Below are 17,967 nucleotides of genomic sequence, written 5' to 3' on the forward strand. Positions count from 1 at the left end.
TTAGGTTAGCCTAACCTGCGTGACGAACGGAGCGGTGCGGGCCGACGGCCTGACGGGCAGTGAGCTGCGGCTGGGCTACCACGGCAAGACGGTGGTGCACGACGCCGCCATCACGCTGCGGCCCGCGGCGGTGACCGCGCTGGTCGGCCCGAACGGCAGCGGCAAGTCGACGCTGCTGCGCGGGCTGGCCCGCCTGCACCCGCTGGAACACGGCGAGGTCGTGCTCGCCGACGGCACCCCGGCCCGGGCCCTGTCCGCCCGGGACTTCGCCCGCCGGATCACACTGCTGGCGCAGAGCCGCCCCACCCCGAGCGGGGTCACGGTGCGCGACGTGGTCGGCTACGGCCGGCACCCGTACCGGCAGCGGTGGCGCGCCAACGACCCCGACGGGCCCGCCGCGATCGACCGGGCCATGAGCGTGACCGGTGTCGACGGCATGGCCGGCCGGCCGGTCGACGAGCTGTCCGGCGGCGAGCTGCAACGTGTCTGGCTGGCCACCTGCCTGGCCCAGGACACCGCGATCCTGCTGCTCGACGAGCCCACCACGTTCCTGGACCTGCGCTACCAGGTGGAGATCCTCGACCTGATGCGCGAACTCGCGGACACCGCCGGCGTCGCCGTCGGCGTGGTGCTGCACGACCTCAACCAGGCCGCCGCCGTCGCCGACCAGGTCGTGCTCCTGCACGAAGGCCGGGTCCGCGGCACCGGCACGCCGCACGAGGTGTTCACCGAGGCGGCGCTCACCGAGGCGTACGGCATCCGCGTCGAGGTGATCGTCGACCCGGTCACCAACCTGCTCTCCACACGTCCCGTCGGCCGGCACACGACCCGTATCCCCGCCTGACCGATCCCTGCACACAGAAGAGAAACCGATGTTGCGTACCCGCCTGACCCTGCTCGCCGCCGCCGCGGCGAGCGCGCTGCTGATCGCCGGCTGCGGCACCACCGAGGAGCCCGCCGCCGCACCGTCCCCCTCCGACGCCGCGCCCACCGGCCCGGTCACCGTCACCGACAGCCGGGGCAAGACCATCACCCTCAAGAGCCCCGCCACCAAGGTCGTCGGCCTGGAGTGGGGCGAGGTCGAGATGCTCGTCGGCCTCGGCGTCATGCCGGTCGGCGTCGCCGACCCCAAGGGGTACGCCACCTGGGTGACCGCCGCCCCGCTCGACCCGGGCGTCAAGGACGTCGGCACCCGGGGCGAGCCGAGCGTCGACTCCATCGTCGCCCTCCAGCCGGACCTCGTGGTGATGGAGGCCGAGCGCGGCTCCGCCGTCGTCACCCAGCTGGAGAAGTACGTCCCGGTGCTGGTCACCAAGGGCAGCGACGCCTCCGACAACATCGGCCGGATGCGCACGGACCTGAAGATGATCGCCACTGCCACCGGGCGCACCGCGCAGGCGGACAAGCTGCTCGCCGACTTCGACGCCGCGCTCGCCGACGGCAAGAAGAAGATCGCCGACGCCGGGGCGGCCGGCAAGCAGTTCGCCATCGCCGACGGCTGGAAGGAGGGCAGCACCGTCTCGATCCGGATGTTCGGCCAGGGCGCGCTCGTCTCCCAGCTCGGCATCCAGCTCGGCCTCAAGAACGCCTGGACCGGCAAGACCGACGAGATGTGGGGCCTGGGCCAGACCGACGTCGAGGGCCTGAACGTCCTGAAGAGCCAGGACCTGCACTTCTTCTACAACGCCTCGGACGGCACCGACGTGTTCGCCGACGGCCTCTCCGGCAACGCGATCTGGCGCTCCCTGCCGTTCGTCCAGCAGAACAAGCTGCACAAGATGCCCAACGGCATCTGGACCTTCGGCGGCACGCTCTCCGCCAAGCAGTACATCGACCAGCTCGTCGCGGTCTACACGGCTTGAGCGCGATGACCGCCCCCGCCCCGCCGGGGCCGGCCACCCGGCCGGCCCCGGTCGGGCCGCCGCCCGCCCGGCGCCGCCGGGTCGCCGGCGCCTTCGCCCTCGCCGCGGCGCTGCTCGTCGCGATCACCGCGGTGCACGTCACCCAGGGCACGTCGTCGGTGGGCGCGCTGGACCTGCTCCGGCTGCTCACCGGCGGCGACGACGAGACCGCCCGGGTGCTCGTGGCCTCCCGCCTGCCCCGGCTGCTCACCGGCCTGGCCGTCGGCATCGCGCTCGGCTTCGCCGGCGCGGCGCTGCAGTCGACCACCCGCAACCCGCTCGCCTCGCCGGACACGCTCGCCGTCAACGCGGGCGCGCACCTGGCGATCGTCTCCACCGCCGCGTTCGGGATCGCGCTGCCCGCGCTGCCCTCGGGCGGGCTGGCGTTCTGCGGCGGCCTCGCCGCCGCGTCCCTGGTCATGCTGCTCTCGGCCGGCGGGCAGGCCGCCACCACCCGGCTGATCCTGGCCGGCTCGGCCACCGCGATGGCGCTGGCGTCGCTGACCATGCTGCTCCTGCTGCTCTTCGAACAGTCCACCATCGGCCTGTTCGCCTGGGGCAACGGCTCGCTCGTGCAGGGCGACCTGGTCGCGTTCACCCAGCTCGCCCCCGTGATCGGCGTCGTCGCGCTGCTGCTCGTGGCGCTCGGGCACCGGCTGGACCTGCTCGCCCTCGGCGACGACACCGCCACCGTGCTCGGGCTCAACGTGCGACGTACCCGGGTGACAGTGGTGCTGCTCGCCGTGCTGCTCTCCGCCGCCGCCGTCACCATGGCCGGGCCGATCGGCTTCGTCGGCCTCGGCGCGCCGGTGATCGTCCGGCTGCTCGGCCGGTGGGTGCCCGAGGTGCACCGGCACCGCATCCTGATGCCGCTGTCCGGCATCGTCGGCGTGGTCATCGTGCTCGGCTCCGACGTGCTGCTGCGCGCCGTGCTCGGCGGGCAGGCCGGGGTCGACGTGCCGACCGGCGTGGTGACCACGCTCTTCGGTGCGGTGCTGCTGATCTGGCTGGCCCGCCGCCACCGCGACGCCGGACCCACCCGGCAGGCGCCGGGCGGTCACGCGGCCGTCCGCTCCCGCGGCTTCGTCGCCACCGTTGTCGCGGTCTGCGCAGTAGTCGTCACCGCCGCGCTGGTGCTCGGCATGCTCGCCGGGGACACCTGGGTGCTGCTCGGCGACATCGTCAACTGGGTGCAGGGCCGCACCGGACCGGCGTACACCTTCGTGCTGGACGCCCGCTGGCCGCGGGTCGCCGCGGCGCTGCTGGCCGGCGCCGCGCTGGCCCTGGCCGGCACCACAGTGCAGGCGGTCTGCCGCAACCCGCTCGCCGAGCCGGGCATCCTCGGCATCACCGGCGGCGCCGGCATCGGCGCGGTGTCGCTGCTGACGTTCGCGCCGATGGCCGGCGTGCTCGCGCTGTCCGGCGCCGCCGGTCTCGGCGCGGTCGCCGCGTTCGCGCTGGTCTACGGCCTGGCCCGGCGGCGCGGCCTCAACTCCGACCGGCTCGTGCTGATCGGGTTCGCGGTCTGGCAGGGCGGTACGGCGATCATCACGTTCATCGTGGTGTCCTCCGACCCGTGGAACACCGGCAAGGCGCTGACCTGGCTGTCCGGCTCCACCTACGGGCGGACCGCCCCGCAGGTGCTGCCGGTGGCGATCGCGCTGCTGCTGGCGCTGCCGGTGGTGGCCGCCGTGCGCCGCGAGCTGGATCTGCTGGCGCTCGACGACGACACCCCCCGGGTGCTCGGCGTGCGCCTGGAACCGGCCCGGCTGGTCGCGCTCGGTCTGGCGGCGCTGCTCACCGCCACCGCCGTGTCGGCCGTCGGCGTGATCGGCTTCGTCGGCCTGGTCGCGCCGCACGCGGCCCGCGCGCTCGTCGGCGGGCGGCACACCCGCGTCCTGCCGGTCGCGGTGCTGCTCGGCGCCACCCTGGTCAGCCTCGCCGACACGCTCGGCCGCACCGTGATCGCGCCCGCCCAGATCCCCGCCGGACTGGTCACCGCGCTGATCGGCACCCCGTACTTCGTCTGGCTGCTGTGGCGTTCCCGCGCCGCCGCAGCCGCCCGTTAGCCCGTTCACCGACGCGCCGCCCGCCGGCCGTGAGAGGAATAACGCATGACCAGCACCCTGGCCGTCGCGCCCTGGCGCGTCTTCGCCGTCGAGGTCCGCGCGCTGCGCCGCCTCGGCCCGTCGTTCCTGCGCGTGACGCTCACCGGCCCGGACCTGGACCGGTTCGCCGACAACGGGTACGACCAGCGGATCAAGCTGGCCCTGCCGCCGGCCGACGGCGCGCCCGGGGAACTGCCCGACGGGCCGGACTGGTTCGCGCGGTGGCGTGAGCTGCCGGACGGGCTGCGCAGCCCGATCCGCACCTACACGGTCCGCGCGGTCCGCCCGGAGGCGTACGAGGTGGACGTGGACATGGCGCTGCACGGCGACGGCGGCCCGGCCACCCGGTGGGCACGCCGGGCCCGCCTCGGCGACCGGATCGCCGTGGTCGGCCCGGATGCCGGGTGGGACGGGCCGCACGGCGGCGTCGAGTTCCAGCCGCCGGCCGGCGCGACGGTGCTGCTGGCCGGCGACGAGACCGCTGCGCCGGCGATCTGCGCGATCCTGGAGCGGCTGCCCGCCGACGCGCGCGGGCACGCGCTCGTGGAGGTGCCGGAGACCGGCGACGAACTGCCCTGCCGGGCCCCGGCCGGTGTCACGGTGACCTGGCTGCCCCGGGCCGGCTCCCCGCACGGCAGCCGGCTCACCGCGGCCGTGACGAGCCTCGCCGGCCGGCTGGTGCCCGTACCGGCCGGGCCGGTCGCGGCTCCGCTGGCCGAGGTGGACGTGGACCGGGACATCCTCTGGGAGGTGCCGGAGCGGCCCGACGGCGCGGCGCTCTACGCCTGGCTCGCCGGGGAGGCGGCGGTGATCCGCGGGCTGCGCCGCCACCTGGTCACCGAGCGGGGCATGGACCGGCGCGCCGTGGCGTTCATGGGCTACTGGCGGGCCGGTCGCGCGGAGAACTGATCGTCAGCTCCACCGATGGGCGGGCCGGCGCGATGCGCCGGCCCGCTTCGTCATGCGTGTGGAGCGAGCGGGTTGACCAGCGTGCCGGCGAACTGCAACGCGGCCGACGGGTCGGACAGGTCCACCATCTGCTGGTTGTTGCGCAACTGGAGCCGATTGAGGCAGGACAGCGTGAACTCCGGCGCGAACAGGTCGTGCCTGCGCATCCGGTCGGCCAGGTGCGGCACGGTCTCGGCGTAGCCGGTGGCGCACGCGGCGACCGTACGCCAGAACTCGTCCTGGTCGAGCACGCCCCGGGTGTGCAGGGCGGCGCTGAGGTGCCGCAGGAAGCAGTCGAACACGTCGGTGAAGATGGAGAGGATCTTCTCGTCTTCGGGGATGGCGGCCCGGATCCGCCGGACCTGCTCCGGCAGGTCCGCGTCCGGGTCCATCACCACGATCTCCTCGGCGATGTCCTTGAAGACGACCCGTTCGACAACGCCGCCGCGCAGCACCAGGATGACGTTCTCGCCGTGCGGCATGAACGCCAGGTCGTAGGCGTACAGGCTGTGCAGCAGCGGCACCAGGTAGGCGTCCAGGTAGCGGCGCAGCCAGTCGGCCGGGGCCAGCCCGGACTCGTCGATCAGCGCGGCCGCGAGGGACCGCCCGTCGCGGTCCAGGTGCAGCAGCGACGCCATGGTGGCCAGCCGCCGCCCGGGCTCCAGGGCGGGGACCGGGCTCTCTCGCCACAGCGCCGCCAGCATCTTCCGGTACGGGGAGTAGCGATCGGTCGCCGCCTCGTACTGCCGGTGCCGGTAGCCGATCGCGGCCCGCTCCCGGATGATCGACAGTCCGGTGCGCTTGAGCACCGGGTCGCTGTCGATCAGCCCGGCCAGCCAGTCGTTGATCGCGGGCGTCGCCTCCATGTACGCGGCGGACAGGCCGCGCATGAAGCCCATGTTCAGCACCGACAGCGCGGTCTTCACGTAGTGCTTCGCCGGGTCGCTGACGTTGAAGAAGGTGCGGATGGACTGCTGCGCCAGGTATTCGTCCGGGCCTTCACCGAGGCAGACCAGCCGGCGCGCGGCCACCTCACCGGCGAACGTGACGGCGAGCTTGTTCCACCACTGCCACGGGTGCACCGGCACGAGCAGGTAGTCGGCCGGGTCCAGGCCCAGCCCGGTGAGCGTGGCGGTGAACCCGGCCAGTGTCTCCTCGCCCAGCTCGGCCCGCACCAGCGTGTCGTAGTCCAGGTCGTCGGCGCAGGTGAACGTGGTGTGGTCGCGGTGCGCGGCGAGCCAGAGCAGCCGTACCGGCGCGGCGGCCTCCGGGGCGTACGCGTGGTATTCGTGCACGCCGAAGCCGATGCGGCCGTTGTTGGCCACGAAGCAGGGGTGCCCCTCGGTCATGCCGGTCTCGATCGCCTGGAAGTCGGCGGCGGCCAGCTCGGCGGCGCTCACCGCGGGCTTCGCCAGCTTGTACGCGGTGCCGGCGAGCGTGGAGGTGATCTCCTCCAGGTAGACCGGCAGGATCGCGTCGGTGAGGCCGAGCGCGCCGCGCAGCTCCACGCACAGGTCGACGGCGTCGGGCGGCAGCTGCGCGCCGTCGCGGCGGCGCACGATGCTGTCCGGGTCGATCTGCCAGTGGTCCAGCGCCAGCCGCTGCGCGGCGAAGCGGTACTCCACGGCGCCGTCGTCGCTGCGGACGAGCCACTGCCCGGGCCCGTCGGGCTCGGGGGTGATCAGGCGCTCGTGGGCGAACTCGGCGAGCGCCTTGCGCACCAGCAGCCGGTTGGCCGTCGCCCACGCCTCGGGGGTCAGGTGGTCGACGGATGCGCTGGCGTTCACGCCGGTGCCCCTTCCTGGGTGGCGGGCGCGCCGGTGGCGGCCCGGAACTGGTCCCGGGTGCAGACGCTGAGCAGCGCCTCCTTCTCGGGCTTGCGGATCGGTCCGACGACTGTGAAGCCGACTGCGGCGTTGAGCGTGTGCACCGCGGTGTTGCGCACGTCCGGCTCCACCACCACCCGGCGGGTCGCCGGGTCGGCGAACAGCCAGGCCATCACGGTGGTGATGACGGCTCGGGTGAAGCCGTGCACCGGCGTGTCGGCGGGCGCGCAGAGGAAGTGCATGCCGACGTCGCCGGGCTCGGCGTCGTACAGGCCGGCCAGCTCGACGTGCGCCGGGTCGTACCGTTCGGCCAGGAACGCCGGGGCGCCGCGCCACGACCCCAGGTACGCGTCGTGGTGCGGGTGGGCGGCGATGCGCCGGTACTCGTCGGCGACGGCGGCGACGTCGGCGTCCTGCATCAGCCAGAACGCGGACTTGGGATGGGTGACCCAGCGGTGCAGCAGCGCGGCGTCGGCGTCCGGGTCCAGCGGGCGCAGCGTGAACTCGCCCAGCGCGTCGTCGACGCGGGTGAACACGCTCATGCGGGCCTGGCTGGGCATGCGCTCGTGGCCCTCGCTCCGCTCGGTGCGCTCGCTCATGCCGGGCCGTTCGGGCACGCGCTCGCGGCCCTCGCTCCGCTCGGTGCGCTCGCTCATGCCGGGCCATTCAGGCATGCTCTCGCGGCCCTCACTTCGCTCGGTGCGCTCGCTCATGCCGGCACTCCGGCGGGCGCGCCGAACTCCTGGAACGCGATGGTCTTCTCCACCGGGTAGTGCTCCCGGCCGGTCATCTCCCGGATCAGCCACGAGTTGCGGTACGGGCCCATGCCCAGGTCGGGCGAGGTGATGCTGTGCGTGTGGGTGCCGCCGTTCTGCAGGAACACACCCCGGCCGGTGTGGTCGACGCTGTAGTTGCGGGCCACGTCGAAGCGGCCGTGTGTGTCGAAGCGCAGCCGGTCGCGTACCGGCGCGAGGAACTCCGGCACCCGGTAGCGGTAGCCGGTGGCCAGCACCAGCCCTTCGGTCTCCAGCGTGAACGCGCGGTCCTGCTCGGTGTGGCGCAGTCCGAGCCGGTAGCGGCCGTCGGTGTACGCCGCCTCGACCAGCTCCGTGTTCGTGAGCAGGCGGGTCGGCGCCGGGCCGTGCAGGCTCTTGGCGTACAGCAGGTCGTAGATGTCGTTGATCAGGTCGGCGTTGATGCCCTTGAACAGCGGCTTCTGCGCGGCCTCCAGCGCGTAGCGGGTCGGCTCGGGCAGCGCGTGGAAGTAGTCCACGTAGTCCGGCGAGGTCATCTCCAGCGTGAGCTTGGTGTACTCCAGCGGGAAGAACCGGGGCGAGCGGGTCACCCAGGTGAGCTGGTAGCCGTACCTGTCGATGTCGCCGAGCAGGTCGTGGTAGATCTCGGCGGCGCTCTGGCCGCTGCCGACGATCGTGATGCTGTCCTTGGCGCGCAGCGCCTCCCGGTGCTCCAGGTAGCGCGAGTTGTGGATCAGGTCGCCGCCCAGTCCGGCGCAGGCCGTCGGCAGGTACGGCGGGGTGCCGGTGCCGAGCACGAGGTGCCGGGCCCGGTGGGTGACCGGCCCGTCCGGCGTGTCGGCGCGCACCACGTAGCGGTCGTCGGTCGCGTCGTACTCGACGGCGGTGACGGCGTGCCGGAAGCGCAGGTTCGGCAGCTTGGCGGCGGCCCAGCGGCAGTAGTCGTTGTACTCGGCGCGCAGCGGGAAGAAGCTCTCCCGGATGTAGAACGGGTAGAGCCGGCCGGTCTCCTTGAGGTAGCTCAGGAACGAGTACGGCGAGGTGGGGTCCGCGAGCGTCACCAGGTCGGCGATGAACGGCGTCTGGAGCCGGGTGGATTCCAGCAGCATGCCGGGATGCCAGTCGAAGCTGTCGCGGGCCTCCAGGAACAGCCCGTCGAGGTCGTCGATCGGCGCGGTGAGGCAGGCCAGGCCGAGGTTGTAGGGGCCCAGCCCGACGGCGATGAAGTCGTGGGTCGACATGGGGTTCTCGTTCTCCTCGACGGGGTCAGCCGACCGGGCAGGACAGCTCGGCGGCGGTCGCGGTCCGGGCGTACCAGGCGGCGTGGTCGGCGATGAGGTCCAGCACGTGGGCGATGTCGTCCACTGTGGTCTCGGGGTTGAGCAGTGTCAGTTTCAGGTGGTGCGCGCCGTCGACCTTGGTGCCGGCGACCAGGGCGGCGCCGGAGGCGGCCAGCGCGTCGCGGGCGTGCAGGTTGGCCTCGTCGGCCAGGTCGGGGGCGAGCCCGGGTGGCCGGTAGCGGAAGACCACTGTGCTCAGCTGCGACGGCGCGGCCACCTCGAACCGGGAATCGGCGTCCAGGCGCCGCCACGCCTGCGCGGCGAGGTCGACGACCTGGTCGAACAGCGCGCCGACCGCGTCCGGCCCCATGATCCGCAGGGTCAGCCAGAGCTTGCAGGCGTCGAAGCGCCGGGTCGTCTGGATGCTCTTGTCGACCTGGTTCGGGATGCCCTGCTCGACCGCGCGGGCCGGGTTGAGGTAGTCGGCGTGCCAGGTGGCGTGGCGCAGCGCCCGGCCGTCGCGCACCAGCAGCGCGCTGGAGCTGACCGGCTGGAAGAACGACTTGTGGTAGTCGACTGTGACCGAGGTGGCCCGATCGATGCCGTCGAGCAGGTGCCGGCGGGTGGGGGAGACGAGCAGCCCGCAGCCGTACGCGGCGTCGACGTGCATCCAGACGCTCGCGTCGGCGCAGATGTCGGCGATCTCCGGCAGCGGGTCGATGCTGCCGAAGTCGGTGGTGCCGGCGGTGGCGACGACGGCCATCACCACCTGACCGTCGCGGTGGCAGCTGTCGATCGTGCGGGCCAGCTCGTCGGCGCGCATCCGGCGGGTCGCGTCGGTGGGCACTGTGAGCACCGCGTCGGCGGCCAGGCCGAGCAGCTTGGCGGCCTTCTGCACGCTGAAGTGCCCGGCCGCGGAGGTGATGACGCGCAGCCGGGACAGCACCTGCGGCCGGTCCGGCCGGGTGGCCGCGCCGCCCACCGCCCGGCGGTACGCCTCCTCCCGGGCCAGCAGCATGGCCTGGAGGTTCGACTGGGTACCGCCGCTGGTGAACACGCCGTCGGCGGTCGGACCCAGCCCGATCCGCCCGGCCGTCCACTCGATCAGCCGCCGCTCCATCAGCGTGGCCCCGGCGCTCTGGTCCCAGGTGTCCAGTGAGGAGTTCACGGCGCTGAGCACCGCCTCGCCGAGCAGCGCCGGGATGACCACCGGGCAGTTGAGGTGGGCGAGGTAGCGGGGGTGGTGGAACCAGACCGCGTCGCGCAGCCACACGTCGTGCAGCTCGTCCAGGGCGGCGTCGGTGTCGCCCAGCGGCCGGTCGAGGTCGATGCCGCCGATGAGCGGCGCCAGCTCGTCGGGCGTGACGCCGGTGAACGGCGTGTCCACCTCACCCACCCGCCGGGCGACCCGGTCGACGCCGCGCGCCAGCACGTCCCGGTACCGCCCGAGCGAGCCGGCGTTGAACAGGTGGTCGCGGGCCGTGGCGGCGGCGCGGCCGGTCTCGGTGGGCGCGGCGCCGGTCGGGCTCCCGATCGAACTCATGCGACTTCCCAGCGGTCGTACGGACAGGGCGTGCGGCCGGAGCCGCGGCGATCAGGTTAGGTTAGGCTGACCTAACAAGCAAGCGCGACTCGGGACGCTTTGTCCCGGATGTACCGCCGGTTGGCGCTTCCCGCCTGTCGCGGTAAGGTCGCCGTCGGTTAGGGGAGGTTATCCTAAGTTGACTGTGGAACGGAACCGCCGCCCGGCGCGCCAGGACGGGTCGAGACGATGACGCGCGTCGATCGCGATCCGCGGGGCGTGCCGCAACTGTGGGCCGCCGACGCCGACGCGCTGGCCCGCCTCCAGGGCCGGGTCGCCGCGACGGACCGGGCATGGCAGATCAGCGTCGAACGATGGCGCGCCGAGGGCCGCCTGGCCGTTCACATCGGCCCGTCCGAGCTGGCATGGGACCGGTTCGCCCGCCGCGTACGGCTGGACGACACCGCCCGGCGCTGCTACGAGCGGCTGGACCCGGACACCCGGCGGTGGGTCGAGGCGTACGTCGACGGGGTCAACGCCGGACTCGCCGAGGGCGCCGCCGTCGCGCCCGAGTTCGCCGCCGTCGGCAGCGCGCCCGAACCCTGGCGCCCCTGGTCGCCGCTCGGCGTGTTCCTCGTCCAGCACGTGCTCTTCTCCACCTTCCCGAACAAGCTCTGGCGCGCGCACGTGGCCCGTACGCTCGGCCCCGAGGCGGCCGGACTGTTCGCCGTGGAGGGACCGGCGTCCTCGGGCAGCAACGCCTGGGCGCTGCCCGCCGACCCGGCCACCGGGCGCGGCCCGCTGATCGCCGGTGACCCGCACCGCCTGCTCGAACTGCCCGGCGTCTACCAGCAGGTCCGGCTGGCCTGCCCGGAGTTCGACGTCGTCGGTCTCGCCTTTCCCGGCGTACCGGGCCTGCCGCACTTCGGCCACACCGGCCACGTCGCCTGGGCCGTCACCAACGCGATGGCCGACTACCAGGACCTCTACCGCGAGCGGTTGCGCCGCGACGGGGACCGGGTGCTGGCGCGCGACGCCGACGGCTGGACCCCGGTCTCGTGCCACGTCGAGCAGATCGAGGTCCGCGGCGGCGACCCGGAGACCGTCGAGGTGATCGAGACGCCCCGTGGCCCGGTGATCGACCACGACCGGGTCACCGGCGAGGCGATCGCGCTGCGCGCCCCGAGCCGGGTGGAGGCCCGGCTCGGCTTCGAGGCGCTGCTGCCGCTGCTGCGCGCCCGGCGCGCCGCCGATGTCGCCGACGCGCTGCGCCACTGGGTCGAGCCGGTCAACAGCGTGCTCGTCGCCGACACCGGAGGCGGCGTCCGCCGCCTGGTCGCCGGCCTGGTCCCGGTACGCGACGAGCGGTGCCGCCGGGAGCCGGTGCCGGCCTGGGAGCCGGCCTACCGGTGGCGGGGCGACTACCTGCCGCCGGTGGACGAGCCGGTCGACGGCGTGACGGTGTGCGCCAACGACCGGCGCGACGACGTGGCCGCGCACGGCGCCGACTTCGCCCCGCCGCACCGGGCGCGCCGGATACGGGCGCTGCTCGCCGAGGACGCCGAGCCGTCCACGGTGCACACCGACAACCGGCTCCCGGCGACGGCGCTGCTGCGGCTGCTCGACCGGCTCGACCCCGGGCGCCTCGACCCGCCCGCCCGCGCGCTACTGCGACGGCTGCGCGACTGGGACCGCTCGATGGCGGCCGGGTCGGCCGAGGCCGGCGCGTACGCGGCCTGGCGCGCCGCGCTCGCCCGGCGGTTGCGCGTACACCCGAGGTTGCGTGCCCTGGACGAGCCGTGCGGATTCGACGAGCTGTTCGCCCCGTGGACCGACCCGGCGGCCCGGATCGGCCTGGCGCTGGACCACCTCGCGGCCGCGCTCGACCTCGCGGAACCGGCCGCCGAGGCGCTGGCCGAGGTGGCCGCCGGCCCGGCGCCCGGCGCGTGGGGCGATCGGCACCTGCTGCACCCGGTGCACCTGGGCGTCGCCCCGGCGGTCACCGACGCGGTGGCCGCGATGCGGGAACGGGTGGCGCTGTCCGGCGACACCGACTGCGTGCTGGCGACCTCCAGCGTGCCGGGCGTCTCCGACGCCTGCTGGCGCGGCCCGGTGGCCCGCTACGTGTGGGATCTGACCGACCGGGCGGCCAGCCGCTGGATCGTCCCGTTCGGCGCGTCCGGGCGCCCCGGAGACCCGCACTTCGCCGACCAGCTCACCCACTGGGCCGCCGGGACGCTGATCCCGGTGCCCGCCGGCCCACTGACGGGAGACGAGACGACGTGATCCACCTGGAGTCGATTCCCGGTCTCGGCGAGCTGGCGCTGGCGCCGGTGCGCCCCGACCGGGACGCCGACCTGCTGCACGGTTGGGTGATCCGGCCCCGCAACCGGTTCTGGGGCATGGGCTCGCACACCGTCGACCAGGTACGCGAGATCTACGCGTTCGTCGACGGGCTGGACACCCACCACGCGTACCTGATCCGGCTCGACGGCGAGCCGATCGGGCTGTTCCAGACCTACCAGCCGGAGGCGGACCCGGTCGGCGAGCGCTACCCGGTGCGCCCCGGCGACGTGGGCACGCACCTGCTGCTCGACCCGCCCCGGCGGTATCCGCGCGGCGTGACCAGCGCCGTCTTCCCGGCCCTGATGCGGTTCCTGCTGCGCGACCCGGCCGCGCGGCGGATCGTGGTCGAGCCGGACGTGCGCAACGACGCCATGCTGCGCCGGCTGCGGATCGAGGGCTTCACGCTCGGCGACGAGATCGACATGCCGGACAAGCGGGCCCGGCTGGCGTTCCTGACCCGGGAACGGTTCGAGGCGGACCACCCGGCGGCCTGAACGGCGCGCCGGTCACGGCGCGGCGGCGCGCAGGCGGGCGGCCAGCTCCCGCACCGCCGCGCCGTACGCCTGGTCGGACTCGGCCGGCCAGTGCCCCTTGATCGGCGGGGGGACGCTGTCCCCGGGCGGGGCGACCAGGCCGTCGGGATCCCGCAGCCGGCGGTCCACTTTGGCCGCCGGGCCGGTGACGCCCGCCGGTTCGCCGGCGCGGTGCGGGGAGAAGATCCATCCGCCCACCGCGTCGGTGTCCCGCCACAGGTTGAGCCAGCGCCAGCCGACCCGGCCGCCGATGCCGCACAGCATCTCGTCGCCGACGTAGGCGGGGAACAGCCGGGCGTAGAGGCGGCGCAGCGGGGAGCTGTAGGTGAGCAGCGCGACCCGCGCGCTGATCTCGGCGGGCAGTTGCAGGACGGTGGCGGCGACCAGCACCGAGCCGTGGCTGTACCCGGCGAGCAGCACGCCGTTGCCGCTGCGTACCAGGAACGTGATGCGCCGGGCCAGCTCCGGCACGGCCCGCTCGGCGTAGCAGGGCGGCGCGAACGGGTGCGCGGACCGGGGCCAGAACGTGGCGAGGTCGAAGAGCACGCCGACGTGGCGCCGGAACCCGGGGCTGCGGTAGGCGAAGACAGCGGCGAGCACCAGGGCGAGCACCGCCGCCGACAGCGCCACCCCGCCCACCTCGATGCCGAACATGACCAGTTCGGCCGGTACGTGCGTGCGGCGTTGCAGGGCCTCACCCGGGTCGGGACGGAGCAACGCCATCGCGGTGGTCGCCGCGCCCGCCCCGGCCATGATCGCGAACAGGACCGCCAACGGCACCAGCAGGTCGGTGAACCGGGCCCGGACGATCGTCGCCCGAACCTGCCGCAGCCGGGGCGCCGCCTCGGCCGGCGGCGCCGGGAAGTCGCGCTCCACCACCGCCTGGGCGGCCCGTATCCGGCCGCGCCGGGACACCAGCGCCACCACGGCGGCGGCCACCAGCGTGACCAGCAACGCCCGGAAGAAGCCGTAGATCGCCCAGTCGTACGCGCGCGCCGGCCCGGGCAGGGCGTCCGCCGGGGACCTGCCCCGGTCCAGCAGGTCGGCGACGCGCTGGACCAGTTCGGCGGAGTACGCGACCGCGAGCCCGCCCGCCGCCGCGGCGACCACGAGCGCGCCGAGCCCGTTCGGCGGCTGGTGGCCGCGTGCCCGCAGGCGGTGCCAGAGCAGCACGGCGCCCAGCGCGCCCAGCAGCACGGCGTGCGTCACCAGCAGCCAGGTCAGGATGGAGCCGTAGCCGGGCAGGCCACCGTCGGCACGCCAGCGGGCGGGGGCGAACAGCAGGTGGCCGGCCACCGCGACGCTGAGGACGATCGCGGTGGCGCGCAACGCCACCGCGATCCGGTCGCGTCGCGGGTCGGCGGGCGCCCGGTCGACGAGCGGCGGCACGCACACCAGGACAACGCAGGCGAGCAGGAGCACGCCGGTCACCGCCAGCAGCGCCGCCACGGCGGGCGGGACGCCCTGCGCGGCCCGGGCGGCGAGGAGGCTCCCGTCGAGGGTGGCGAAGGCCGCCGCGATGTGGATCGACCGCAGCCGGCCCATCAACGGCTCGGTGTCCCACTGCCCGATCGTGCTCAGCGGCGGCCCGGCGGACGCCCGCTCCGGGGCCCGGAACGCGGTGAACGAGCGGCCCGGCCGCCGGGCCCCCCACCAGAGCAGGCTCACCGCGGCGGCCGGGACCAGCGCCAGCACCACGAGCCGCAGGCCCACCGGCCGGCCGCCCAGCCAGGACAGCCATTCGCGGTCGGAGAGGCAGGCCGGGGCGGACAGGCACTGCCAGGCCACCAGGTCCAGCGCGACACCGGCGCCGGCGAGCACGTACAGCGCGGTCAGGCTCAGCCCCAGCATCCGGCACAGCGCTCGTACCACCGCGCCGCCGAGCGCGTCCCCCGGCCGCATCCACACGGCCACGTTGATCAGCATGAAGGGGAACAGGAACAGCAGCGACAGGGTCCGCAGCGCGGTGCCGGAGGGCAGGTCGCTCCACCGGTACGCCTCCAGCGTCACGCCGGCCTCGCCGCGCTCGTCGACGAGGCCGGGACGGGGACGGTAGAAGCCGGCGCTGCGGTCGCCCGCCACCTGCCGTACCAGCGGCCGGTCCAGCACCTCGGCGGCGCCGGCCGAAGAGACGCCGTGCACCCGCAGCTCCACCACCTCGCCCGACGGGGCCTGCGCTTCCCCTGGTCCAGCCGTCATCGACCCTCCGCCGCCGCCCCTTCGCCGCCTGCACGGCCCGCCCTCGAGCGGCGCACCGTCCTACCCCGCCGGGCCGCAGGCAAACGCCGTGCGGGTCCGGCGGGCGGCCCGTTCGAAGCCGTGCCGTCCGGGTAACCGCCGGCGGACCGCCGAGGAGGGGAGCCGCGCATGACCGGCGCATCGCGTGACGGCCTGGCCGTGGCGACCCGGCTGCCGCCGATCGACGTCCACCGGTGGCTGAACTCCCCGCCGCTGACACCGGAGGACCTGCGCGGACGGGTGGTCCTGGTCGACGTCTGGGAGTACACCTGCGTGAACTGGATCCGCACCGCCGGGTACGTGCGGGCGTGGCACCGCGACTACCGCGACCTGGGGCTCACCGTGATCGGCGCGCACGCGCCGGAGTTCGCGTTCGGCCGGCTGCCGGAGAACATCGACCGGGCGGTCCGCGACCACGGGCTCACCTACCCGGTCGCAATCGACGACGACTACACGTTCTGGCGCGCACTGCGCAACGACGCCTGGCCGGCCAGATACCTCTTCGACGCCGACGGGCGGCTGGCCGACCGCTGGGTCGGCGAGGGCGGATACGACCGGACGGAGGCGGAGATCCGGCGGCTGATCGAGGCCGCCGCGCCCGGCGCCGCGCTGCCGCCGGTCACCCCGGAGGTGACCGCGTTCGTGACGAACCCGCAGCCCACGTACGCGGGGATCACCCCGGAGACGTATCTCGGCGCGGACCGGGGTGTGCCCGGCACGTACGCGCTCACCGGCGACTGGCGGGTCGAGGGCGAGTACGTCGAGGTCGCGGGCGGCGACGCCGAACTGGTCCTGCCGTTCACCGCCGGTGAGGTGAACCTGGTGGCCGACCCGGGACCGGGCGGACCGGCGGCGGTTCGGGTGCTGCTGGACGGGAAACCGGCCGCTGACGCGCGCGGCGCCGACGTGGACCCGGACAGCCGGGTCGTCGTCGACCGGGCGGCCATGTTCCGGCTGGTCGAGGGCGCGCCGCCGGGGGAGCACCGGCTCACCCTGCGCGCTGAGCGGCCCGGTCTCCGCGCGTACGTCTTCACGTTCGGTCCCTGACCCGAGGAGGACAGCCCGTGGCCGTCAAGACCCTGACGCCGACGCGTACCGGCGCCGACATCCGCGAGTTCCGCGTCGACGTGCCGGAGACGGACCTGCAGGACCTGCGGACCCGGCTCGCAGCGACCCGGTGGCCGGAGCGGCAGACAGTGGACGACCAGTCCCAGGGCGTGCCGCTGGAGACCAGCCAGGCGCTGGCCCGGTACTGGGCGACCGAGTACGACTGGCGCAAGGTCGAGGCGCGGCTCAACGACCTGCCGAACTTCGTCACCGAGATCGACGGCCTGGACATCCACTTCATCCACGTCCGGTCCCGGCACGACGACGCGCTGCCGCTGATCGTCACCCACGGGTGGCCGGGTTCGGTGATCGAACAGCTGAAGATCATCGGACCGCTCACCGACCCGACCGCGCACGGCGGCCGGGCCTCGGACGCGTTCCACCTGGTCATCCCGTCGATGCCCGGCTACGGCTTCTCCGGCAAGCCGGAGGGGCCCGGCTGGGACCCGCAGCACATCGCCCGCGCCTGGACCGAGCTGATGCGGCGGCTGGGCTACACCCGGTTCGTGGCCCAGGGCGGCGACTGGGGCGCGCTGATCACCGACATGCTCGGCGTGCAGGCGCCGCCGGAACTGGTCGGCATCCACACCAACATGCCCTGCGTGGTGCCGCCGGACATCGACGCGCTGTTGCAGCGCGGCATCACCGGCGCGAACAATCCCCTCGCGGAGCTGCCGGCCGGGCTCTCGGACGAGGAACGGGCCGCCTGCGAGCGGATCGACTTCTTCTGGAAGCACTCCGCGTACGCGCTGATCATGACCACCCGCCCGGAGACGCTGACGGCGCTCGCCGACTCGCCGGCCGGGCTGGCGACGTTCATGCTGGACCACGACGCGGCCAGCCTGGACCTGATCTGCGCCGCCTTCGCCGGCCGCCCCGGCGGCCTGAGCCGCGACGACATCCTGGACAACGTCACGCTCTACTGGCTGACCAACACCGGCGTGTCCTCGGCCCGGCTGTACGCGCAGAACGCGCTGTCGTTCTTCGCGGCGAAGGGCGTCCAGGTGCCGGCCGCGGTGAGCCAGTTCCCGGACGAGATCCTGCTCGCGCCGCGCAGCTGGGCGGAGCGGGCGTACCCGAACCTGATCCACTACAACAAGCTGGACCGGGGCGGGCACTTCGCCGCCTGGGAGCAGCCGGAGCTGTTCGCGCAGGAGATGCGGGCGGCCTTCCGCTCGCTGCGCTGACCGGCGACCGGACGCGGCCGGGTGGGCGCCACCGGGCCGCGTCCGCGTGTCCGGGCACCGGTCTCGCCGATCGGACCCCCGGATTCACTCCAGTCACTACCATTCACCCTCAACCGGACAAAAGGGGTGAATGTGGTCAGCTCAACGCTCAGGCCGGGCCGCGGCCTGGCAGCCGTCGTCGCTGTCGTCGTCGCGACCGCGCTCCCGGCGGCGGCC

Annotated in this window: 13 protein-coding genes; 8 read left to right on the plus strand and 5 right to left on the minus strand. The window is 74.2% G+C overall.

Going from position 1 to position 17,967, the window contains the following annotated elements:
- Positions 1-34 precede the first annotated feature (34 nt).
- Genes ACSDG8_RS29455 through ACSDG8_RS29470 form a run of 4 tightly spaced genes read left to right on the plus strand, consistent with a single transcriptional unit; the run spans position 35 to position 4,918 of the window.
- On the plus strand, positions 35-844 hold the full coding sequence (locus tag ACSDG8_RS29455; RefSeq protein WP_184689786.1) for an ABC transporter ATP-binding protein: 810 nt from the start codon (positions 35-37) through the stop codon (positions 842-844).
- 28 nt (positions 845-872) lie between these two features.
- Complete coding sequence (locus ACSDG8_RS29460) at positions 873-1,862, plus strand: ABC transporter substrate-binding protein (RefSeq protein WP_210895309.1); 990 nt, start codon at positions 873-875, stop codon at positions 1,860-1,862.
- A gap of 5 nt (positions 1,863-1,867) precedes the next feature.
- Positions 1,868-3,970 (plus strand): iron ABC transporter permease, encoded by a 2,103-nt coding sequence (locus ACSDG8_RS29465; RefSeq protein WP_210895308.1) that lies wholly within the window; start codon positions 1,868-1,870, stop codon positions 3,968-3,970.
- A gap of 45 nt (positions 3,971-4,015) precedes the next feature.
- On the plus strand, positions 4,016-4,918 hold the full coding sequence (locus ACSDG8_RS29470; RefSeq protein WP_210895307.1) for a siderophore-interacting protein: 903 nt from the start codon (positions 4,016-4,018) through the stop codon (positions 4,916-4,918).
- 50 nt (positions 4,919-4,968) lie between these two features.
- Here the strand turns inward: ACSDG8_RS29470 and ACSDG8_RS29475 are convergent, their stop codons facing one another.
- The 4 genes from ACSDG8_RS29475 to ACSDG8_RS29490 all read right to left on the minus strand — a co-directional run bounded on the left by ACSDG8_RS29475 (position 4,969) and on the right by ACSDG8_RS29490 (position 10,361).
- The gene (locus tag ACSDG8_RS29475) at positions 4,969-6,744 is read right to left on the minus strand and encodes an IucA/IucC family protein (RefSeq protein ID WP_210895306.1); all 1,776 of its coding nucleotides are present in this window, start codon (positions 6,742-6,744) and stop codon (positions 4,969-4,971) included.
- Positions 6,741-7,325 carry a GNAT family N-acetyltransferase gene (locus ACSDG8_RS29480; protein WP_210895305.1) on the minus strand — a complete coding sequence of 195 codons (585 nt, stop codon included), beginning with the start codon at positions 7,323-7,325 and terminating at the stop codon, positions 6,741-6,743. The genes ACSDG8_RS29475 and ACSDG8_RS29480 overlap by 4 nt, the downstream gene beginning before the upstream one ends.
- A gap of 167 nt (positions 7,326-7,492) precedes the next feature.
- Entirely contained in the window at positions 7,493-8,779 is a 1,287-nt protein-coding gene (locus tag ACSDG8_RS29485) for a lysine N(6)-hydroxylase/L-ornithine N(5)-oxygenase family protein (protein WP_210895304.1), read from the minus strand.
- 25 nt (positions 8,780-8,804) lie between these two features.
- The gene (locus ACSDG8_RS29490; RefSeq protein ID WP_439427454.1) at positions 8,805-10,361 is read right to left on the minus strand and encodes a pyridoxal phosphate-dependent decarboxylase family protein; all 1,557 of its coding nucleotides are present in this window, start codon (positions 10,359-10,361) and stop codon (positions 8,805-8,807) included.
- A gap of 228 nt (positions 10,362-10,589) precedes the next feature.
- Between ACSDG8_RS29490 and ACSDG8_RS29495 the strand changes: the two genes are divergently transcribed.
- Both ACSDG8_RS29495 and ACSDG8_RS29500 read left to right on the plus strand, forming a co-directional pair.
- Positions 10,590-12,626 (plus strand): penicillin acylase family protein, encoded by a 2,037-nt coding sequence (locus ACSDG8_RS29495; RefSeq protein WP_439427455.1) that lies wholly within the window; start codon positions 10,590-10,592, stop codon positions 12,624-12,626.
- Positions 12,623-13,180 (plus strand): GNAT family N-acetyltransferase, encoded by a 558-nt coding sequence (locus ACSDG8_RS29500; RefSeq protein WP_210895302.1) that lies wholly within the window; start codon positions 12,623-12,625, stop codon positions 13,178-13,180. Before ACSDG8_RS29495 ends, ACSDG8_RS29500 begins: the two co-directional genes overlap by 4 nt.
- 12 nt (positions 13,181-13,192) lie before the next feature.
- On the opposite strand, the gene ACSDG8_RS29505 is transcribed toward ACSDG8_RS29500, so the two are convergent.
- A complete protein-coding gene (locus ACSDG8_RS29505; RefSeq protein ID WP_210895301.1) occupies positions 13,193-15,418 on the minus strand; it encodes a hypothetical protein in 2,226 nt (741 codons plus the stop codon).
- A 168-nt stretch (positions 15,419-15,586) separates the two neighbouring features.
- Between ACSDG8_RS29505 and ACSDG8_RS29510 the strand changes: the two genes are divergently transcribed.
- A complete protein-coding gene (locus ACSDG8_RS29510) occupies positions 15,587-16,504 on the plus strand; it encodes a redoxin (protein WP_210895300.1) in 918 nt (305 codons plus the stop codon).
- 17 nt (positions 16,505-16,521) lie between these two features.
- The gene (locus ACSDG8_RS29515; RefSeq protein ID WP_210895299.1) at positions 16,522-17,751 is read left to right on the plus strand and encodes an epoxide hydrolase family protein; all 1,230 of its coding nucleotides are present in this window, start codon (positions 16,522-16,524) and stop codon (positions 17,749-17,751) included.
- Positions 17,752-17,967: the final 216 nt, after the last annotated feature.

The organism is Micromonospora sp. LA-10 (assembly GCF_051853095.1).
Lineage (GTDB): Bacteria > Actinomycetota > Actinomycetes > Mycobacteriales > Micromonosporaceae > Micromonospora > Micromonospora echinospora_A.